Source organism: Burkholderia sp. PvR073, assembly GCF_054055695.1.
The window spans coordinates 476,622-482,833 of record NZ_JBSRXO010000004.1 but is presented as its reverse complement, the minus strand read 5'-3'; the positions used below and the strand labels follow the sequence as shown (position 1 = coordinate 482,833).

General features: G+C 64.6%; 6 protein-coding genes. 4 read left to right on the top strand and 2 right to left on the bottom strand.

Translation table 11 applies throughout. The features are described from left to right. Window positions 1-217: 217 nt before the first annotated feature. The 4 genes from ACVK00_RS16665 to ACVK00_RS16650 all read left to right on the top strand — a co-directional run bounded on the left by ACVK00_RS16665 (window position 218) and on the right by ACVK00_RS16650 (window position 4,014). Complete coding sequence (locus tag ACVK00_RS16665) at window positions 218-1,435, top strand: DUF2863 family protein (protein WP_228904962.1); 1,218 nt, start codon at window positions 218-220, stop codon at window positions 1,433-1,435. A gap of 211 nt (window positions 1,436-1,646) precedes the next feature. Then, window positions 1,647-2,483 (top strand): LuxR C-terminal-related transcriptional regulator, encoded by an 837-nt coding sequence (locus ACVK00_RS16660; RefSeq protein ID WP_166723666.1) that lies wholly within the window; start codon window positions 1,647-1,649, stop codon window positions 2,481-2,483. Window positions 2,484-2,558: 75 nt separating this feature from the next. Further along, window positions 2,559-3,233 carry an energy-coupling factor ABC transporter permease gene (locus ACVK00_RS16655; RefSeq protein ID WP_228904965.1) on the top strand — a complete coding sequence of 225 codons (675 nt, stop codon included), beginning with the start codon at window positions 2,559-2,561 and terminating at the stop codon, window positions 3,231-3,233. A gap of 136 nt (window positions 3,234-3,369) precedes the next feature. Then, window positions 3,370-4,014 (top strand): BspC domain-containing protein, encoded by a 645-nt coding sequence (locus ACVK00_RS16650; protein ID WP_284891120.1) that lies wholly within the window; start codon window positions 3,370-3,372, stop codon window positions 4,012-4,014. A gap of 69 nt (window positions 4,015-4,083) precedes the next feature. Here ACVK00_RS16650 and ACVK00_RS16645 read toward each other — a convergent pair whose 3' ends face one another. Next, window positions 4,084-5,238 carry a M14 family metallopeptidase gene (locus tag ACVK00_RS16645; protein WP_284890932.1) on the bottom strand — a complete coding sequence of 385 codons (1,155 nt, stop codon included), beginning with the start codon at window positions 5,236-5,238 and terminating at the stop codon, window positions 4,084-4,086. A gap of 137 nt (window positions 5,239-5,375) precedes the next feature. Then, window positions 5,376-6,158 carry a peroxide stress protein YaaA gene (gene yaaA, locus ACVK00_RS16640; protein WP_228904969.1) on the bottom strand — a complete coding sequence of 261 codons (783 nt, stop codon included), beginning with the start codon at window positions 6,156-6,158 and terminating at the stop codon, window positions 5,376-5,378. Window positions 6,159-6,212: the final 54 nt, after the last annotated feature.

The following is a 6,212-nucleotide window of genomic DNA, read 5'->3' as shown; positions in this document are numbered from 1 at the left end:
CGCCAGCACCGCTTCCCTTCCCTCCCGCGCTGCGTTTCCGTTAGCGCGAAAGAGGCGTGATTGTAGGCAGCCCCCTCGAACTGCGCAAGGGGTTTGATGGATTTTTCTTCAACCCCGTCGATACGGCCTTCCGGCCATGCCGGAGCACAAGGCCGCTTATGGTGCAAAGAACGGACTAGAATGTGAGGTTCTTCGCCTCTTTCTATACGTATTTAATATGCGCCAGCGAATCGCCAAACGCCTCCCCCCCGACGCCGACAAACTGGTCGGCCTGTCGCTTGCGCTCTTCGCCTCGGGCAGCCGCATCGAGGATCGCTTCTGGGAAGCGAAGCTCGACGCGCTGCTCGCCAAGATCGTTCGCAACGGCAACCAGACCACGCTCGACGCGGCACTCGACCATCTGCAGCAGAACCACCCCGATGCCTATGGCGCGCTCGCCGACATGGCCGAGACGCACAGTGAATCGATGGTGATCGAGCACGACGGCCAGCCGTACGATGCGCTGCTGGTTGCCGTGCCCGTTCTCGCGTGGACGCGCTACATGATTCCGTCGGGCCCGCTGAAAGGCGACGTCGCCGACGCACTGCGCACGCAACTGCAGGCGCACGTGCTCGCAACCGGCACGCTCGTCGGACTGGCCCCGTTCCTGTACAGCATCGACCAGTTGCCGCGCCACCACGTCGAGACCTACCGGCTCGCCCAGCAGCTTGCACATGCGGCACTCGGCCAGCACGCCGCCAAGCTGAGCTTCGGCGACCTGCCCGAAACCTCGCCGATCCTGGCCGACCCGCGCTTCCTGCTCGCCGTGGTTGCCGCGCCGGCCGGCGCACCGCTGTTCCGCTGGCAGGAAGAAGAGCACGGCAACCGGATCGAACGCGGCCAGTGTCTCGAGCAGTGGACCGCCCAGGGCGGCCCGAACCTGTCGATTGCCCTCCCCGGCTGCGAGTTCGAATGCCTGCTTCCGGACGCGTACTATTCGGCCTGCCGCGATGCGGACGAGCGGATCCGTCCGCACACGGTCCGAACGGCCATCCGTTATCTTTTCGACACACTTGGTGCGGCACCGCAGGAACTGCGCGCCGTGGTCGCGGGCTTCGGCGAGCGCCGGATCGACGAGTATCGCGTCGGCTTCACGCGACGTGCCAGCAACGACGTGATCTATGGCGTCGTGTGGCCGCTCTACGGCCGCGAGAACGGCGACGTGTCGACCGACAGCGCGACGCTCGAAGGCGAAGCGCCGATCGAAGGGCCGATCGAGGAAATCGTGAGTCTGCTGAAGGAATGCGGCGTAACCGACGTCCGCCGGCACGCAGGCCGCTTCGAGCCCGAGTACTGCGACGACTGCGGCGTGCCGCTCTATGCGGACCCACTCGGCGAGATCGTCCATGCGGAAATGCCGGAAGACGCATCGCCGGCCCAGCCGCACTTTCACTGATCGCGCACCGCGGGCTCACCGAGCCTGCCCGACAAAGCCGCTCCCGGTTCCCGCCGGAGCGGCTTTTTTTCTCGCCCGCATTTCCCTCCACTCAAAATTTCGGACTTTTCCTAAGCCTTTCAGCCAAGCAGACATCGTGTAAGGTATTTGTCATGATCGAACCCAAGACATGCCGACGGCAGATCAATGACTCACCTTATGGAGGTTGAATATGCGGTTCCTGGTGCTGAACTCAGACGCCGAACGGCGTGACGGACTGAAGGCCCTGCTTCGGCAGATCGACCGTCACGCCAGCATCAACGATGCGCCCGACGGTTTCCAGGCGCGCCGGCTGCTGCGCACCCAGCGTTTCGACCTCGTCGCAATCAACTGGCTGGACGTCGGCCGGCTCAGCGAACTGCAGGCGCTCTGCAGCGCCTGCTCGCCGACGCCCGCCGCGGTACTGATCGACGAATCCACGCCGGAAGCCATCCAGCGCTTCTACAACTATGGCATCGCGGGCGTCATCCCGCACTCCATGCGACCGCACCTGATCGTGCGAGCACTCGAAATGGTTCTGCTGGGCGGCCACTACATCCCGCCCATCGCGCTCAGCCTGCTGCCCTCCGCTGCCGCGGCACGCCACGACGCCCATTTCCAGACGCTCGCCGGATCGCTGCCGCGCCGCCCGGCAAGCCGCCTCCTGTCGCCGAGACAGGCGCAGATCATGCGCTTCGTCCATATGGGCAACACCAACAAGATGATCGCCCGCACGCTCGGCATCAGCGAAGGCACCGTAAAGATCCACCTCGCCAGCATCTTCCAGCAGCTTGGCGCGGCAAACCGCGCCGCCGCCGTCGCAATCTACAACGGCTGGCTGTCGCCGCATCTCGAGGTGCTGCTGGCGAACCGCGAGCGTGCGGACAAGCCGGCCATCGGCGAACGCGGCCCGGTTCCTCTGCGCACGCAACGGAACAACCGTCCGTACCCGCTGCCGGACGCGAACACCGACACCGCGGACCTGCCGCTCGCGGCCGAACCACCGGCGCGGTTTCGGCGCGAACGCTAGTCGGACAGTATCGATATTGCGACGGTCGGCAAGTGCGGATTCCCACCTTTGATGCTCAACGAGTAATATGGACGCATGGGTTTTCTTTTCACACCGCTTCCGCTCTGGGTTGGCATCGGCGGCTGGATCGCCGCCGTGGCTCTGCTCGCGCTCGCGCTCTGGAAGCGTCCCTTCGTCCGCCTGCAGGACGCAACGCTCCAGCACGTGTGGCTCGCGCTCGTCACAGCGATCACGGTCCTGTGGGCCTCGAATGCATGGCTCGAGGACGGCATCGTCATGCACCTGCTCGGCGCGACACTGCTCGTCACGCTGTTCGACTGGACGCTTGCGCTGATCGCGATGGGTGCCGTCACGGGCGTCGCCGCGATCGTCTTCGACGCGCCGTGGCAAGGCATCGGCCTCACCTATCTGATCTACGGCGCACTACCAGTCGCCGTGTCTGCGTTGCTGCAGCGCGCCGTGATCGCGTGGCTCCCGCATAACCTCACGTCGTTCATCACAGGCCAGGGATTCCTGTCTCCGGCCATCGCGATCGTCGCGGTCGCCGCGGCCGCGGCCGGCGTCCAGCTCGCACTCGCGGACGGCGTGCCCGTCGTGATTCCCGCCGGCTATCTGCTCAACACCGCGCTGCTCGCGCTTGGCGAAGCGTGGTTCACCGGCATGGCCACCGCGCTCATCGCCGTCTATCGTCCGGCGTGGGTCACGACGTTCGATGTGCGGCGCTATCGACTCGGCGGCCCGCGCGCCTGAGTGCACCTGTCCCGATGCGATCGGTGCATGCGGCGATCCGATTCCGCAGCGCGGGAAAGTGTGGCATCTACTGCCGCCCAACTTTTTTACGCTAAGATTGAACTCCTGTTCTTCATCGGGCATCTATACCTGCCCGATGCCTCATTCGCTCCTCACCAATAACCAGATGGACAGCTCTCCTGCCTCGCTCCGGATTTTCCGGGCGCTCGGCAAGCTGGCGGCCTGTGTCGCGGGCCTGTCGCTTGCGCTTCCGGCACCGGTATTCGCCGACCTCCTCGACCAGCGCTCCGAACTGATCAACAAATTCGTCACCGAGATGCATGCCGATCCGATCGTCGCCGATTGTGCGGCGCACGGCAGCTTCATCGCCAGCACGTCGTCGGCCTTCGACCGCGTCGACTTCGCGCCGAACGCATTCGAAAACGGCAACGCGACGATCACGCCGTGGAACGATTCGTTCGATCAGGGCAAGCAGCGTGTAAAGGTCGACAACATCGTCGCCGTGGACGGCCTCGGCATCCACAGCGACGGCAGCGAGCCGACACCGCTGAAATTCCGCTGCGGCTATGTCGGTCAGCAAATGCTGGCGTTCAGCTGGAACGATCCCGTGCCGCCGCTGAAGCCGCGCGTCGAGCGCTCGTCGTCGACGAAGAAGTTCAAGGGCAAGACGCACCGCGGCAAGGTCAAGGCATCCGGCCGCACCGGCAAGAAAGCCGCCGCAACGAAGAAATCAAGCGGCCAGAAGAAAGCCGTGAAGAAGAAAACCGCGAAGAAGTCCTGATACGACAGAAGCGAAAAAGCCGGCGCATCGCACGATGCGCCGGCTTTTTTCATGTCGACGGCGGTGCGCTTACGCGAACGTCTCGACGTGCACCAGGATTGCCGCCAGCATCGCGGCACCAAGCGCCGCGCTGCGTTCGCCGTTCCAGCCGACCCGCTCGTCGGGCAGGTTCGCGTTGTCCTTGAACGGCATCTCGAGCGTCAGCGACAGGCAGCCGAACTGGTGGCCGATGTATTTCGACGCGAGCTTGAGCGCGTCTTCCTTGTACTTGCTCGCCGCGTAGCCGTGCTCGGTCTGGAAATCCGGGCTCGCGACCTTGAACGCATCGATGAACGCCGTCTGCTCCTTGCGCTGCTGCTCGGTGAAGCTCGGCAGCATCTCCGAACCCGCGACGAACACGTATGGCAGATCCTCGTCGCCGTGAATGTCGAAGAACATGTCGCAGCCGATCGCATGGATCGCATCGCGCACGGCCAGCACTTCGGGGCTGCGCTCGGCATCGGGCTCCATCCACTCGCGGTTCAGGTTCGCGCCCGCCGCGTTGGTGCGCAGGTTGCCGTGCACGCTGCCGTCCGGGTTCATGTTCGGGACGATGTAGAACGTCGCGCGGTCGTAAAGCTTGCGCGCCACCGGATCGCCTGCCCAATCGCCCCATCCGGCCAGCCGCTTGACGAGCCCTTCGGTGAACCACTCGGCCATCGTCTCGCCGGGGTGCTGGCGCGCGATGATCCACACCTTCTTCTTCGGTACGCCGTCGACTTCCGGCGTACCCAGCGTCAGCAACGACATCGGACGACCTTCGACCGTGCGGCCAAGCTCGACGACGCGCGCCTGCGGCAACTGCTGGACCGCGCCGAGAAACGCCGCATGGCGCTCTTCGGAATACGGCTCGAAATACGCGTAGTAGATGCTGTCGAACTCGGGCGTATGGTCGATGGTCATCGTCTTGCCGTCGAATGTCGTCGGCACGCGGAACCAGTCGACGCGGTCGTAGCTCGCGACCGCGCTGTAGTTACGCCATCCCGACGGATACGCGCATTCGGCCGCATTCTCGAACGACATCACGCACCGCTCGCCGCGCGCGCCCGTCAGGCGGTAGTAGAACCATTGTGCGAATTCCGAGCGGTTGTCGCCGCGCACGCGCAGCCGGATCGCGTCCGGGCTGTCGCACGACACGACGTCGATGGCGCCCGCGTCGAAGTTGCTGGTGATCGAAAGGGTCATCTGTCTCTCCTCTGTCGACCGGAGTTAGTGCTTCAGCACTGACTCCGGGCCCATGCAGAGCTGTCGAGCGGAACGGGCGATTTGCCGCGTGCCCGGCCTCATGCATGCGCCGGCCGTCTCGTGAACGGCCGCCAGGGTCACTCGCCGATTCGCCGGCGATATACGTAAGTCGAATCGTTCGATGCAGCGGCGTCGAACGCGTAGTCCTCCATCGCGAAATCCTTCAGCGCCGCCGGTTCGGCAATGCGGTTCTCGACGATATAGCGCGCCATCAGGCCACGGGCGCGCTTCGCGTGGAAGCTGATGATCTTGTAGCGGCCGCCCTTCCAGTCCTCGAACACCGGCGTGACGACCGGTGCGGCCAGCAGTTTCGGCTTGACCGACTTGAAGTACTCGGTCGACGCGCAGTTGACCAGCACGCGCGCCGCACCGCTGCGCGTCTCGAGCTGCTCGTTCAGCGCACGCGTGATCCGGTCGCCCCAGAACGCATACAGATCCTTGCCACGCGCGTTCGAGAAACGGGTACCCATCTCGAGCCGGTACGGCTGCAGCAGGTCGAGCGGGCGCAGCAGCCCGTACAGGCCCGACAGCACGCGCACGTGCTGCTGCGCGTAGTCAAGATCGGCGGCTGACAGCGATTTGGCATCGAACCCTTCGTACACGTCACCGTTGAACGCGAGCACCGCCTGCTTCGCATTGGCCGGCGAGAAGGTCGGCGACCAGTCCGCGTAGCGCTGGAAGTTCAGGCGCGCGAGCGGGTCGGAGATGTCCATCAGCGTCGCGATGTCCTGCGGCGACAGCTTGCGCAGGCCGTCGATCAGTTCCGACGCATCGTCGACGAATGCAGGCTTCGTGTAAGACGGGACGTGGGCGGGCGTATCGTAGTCGAGGGATTTTGCGGGAGAGAGAACGATTATCATAGAGGCTCGCTGGCACGCCGTGCCTTGCGGTCAGACGAAAACCACCGATTGTAA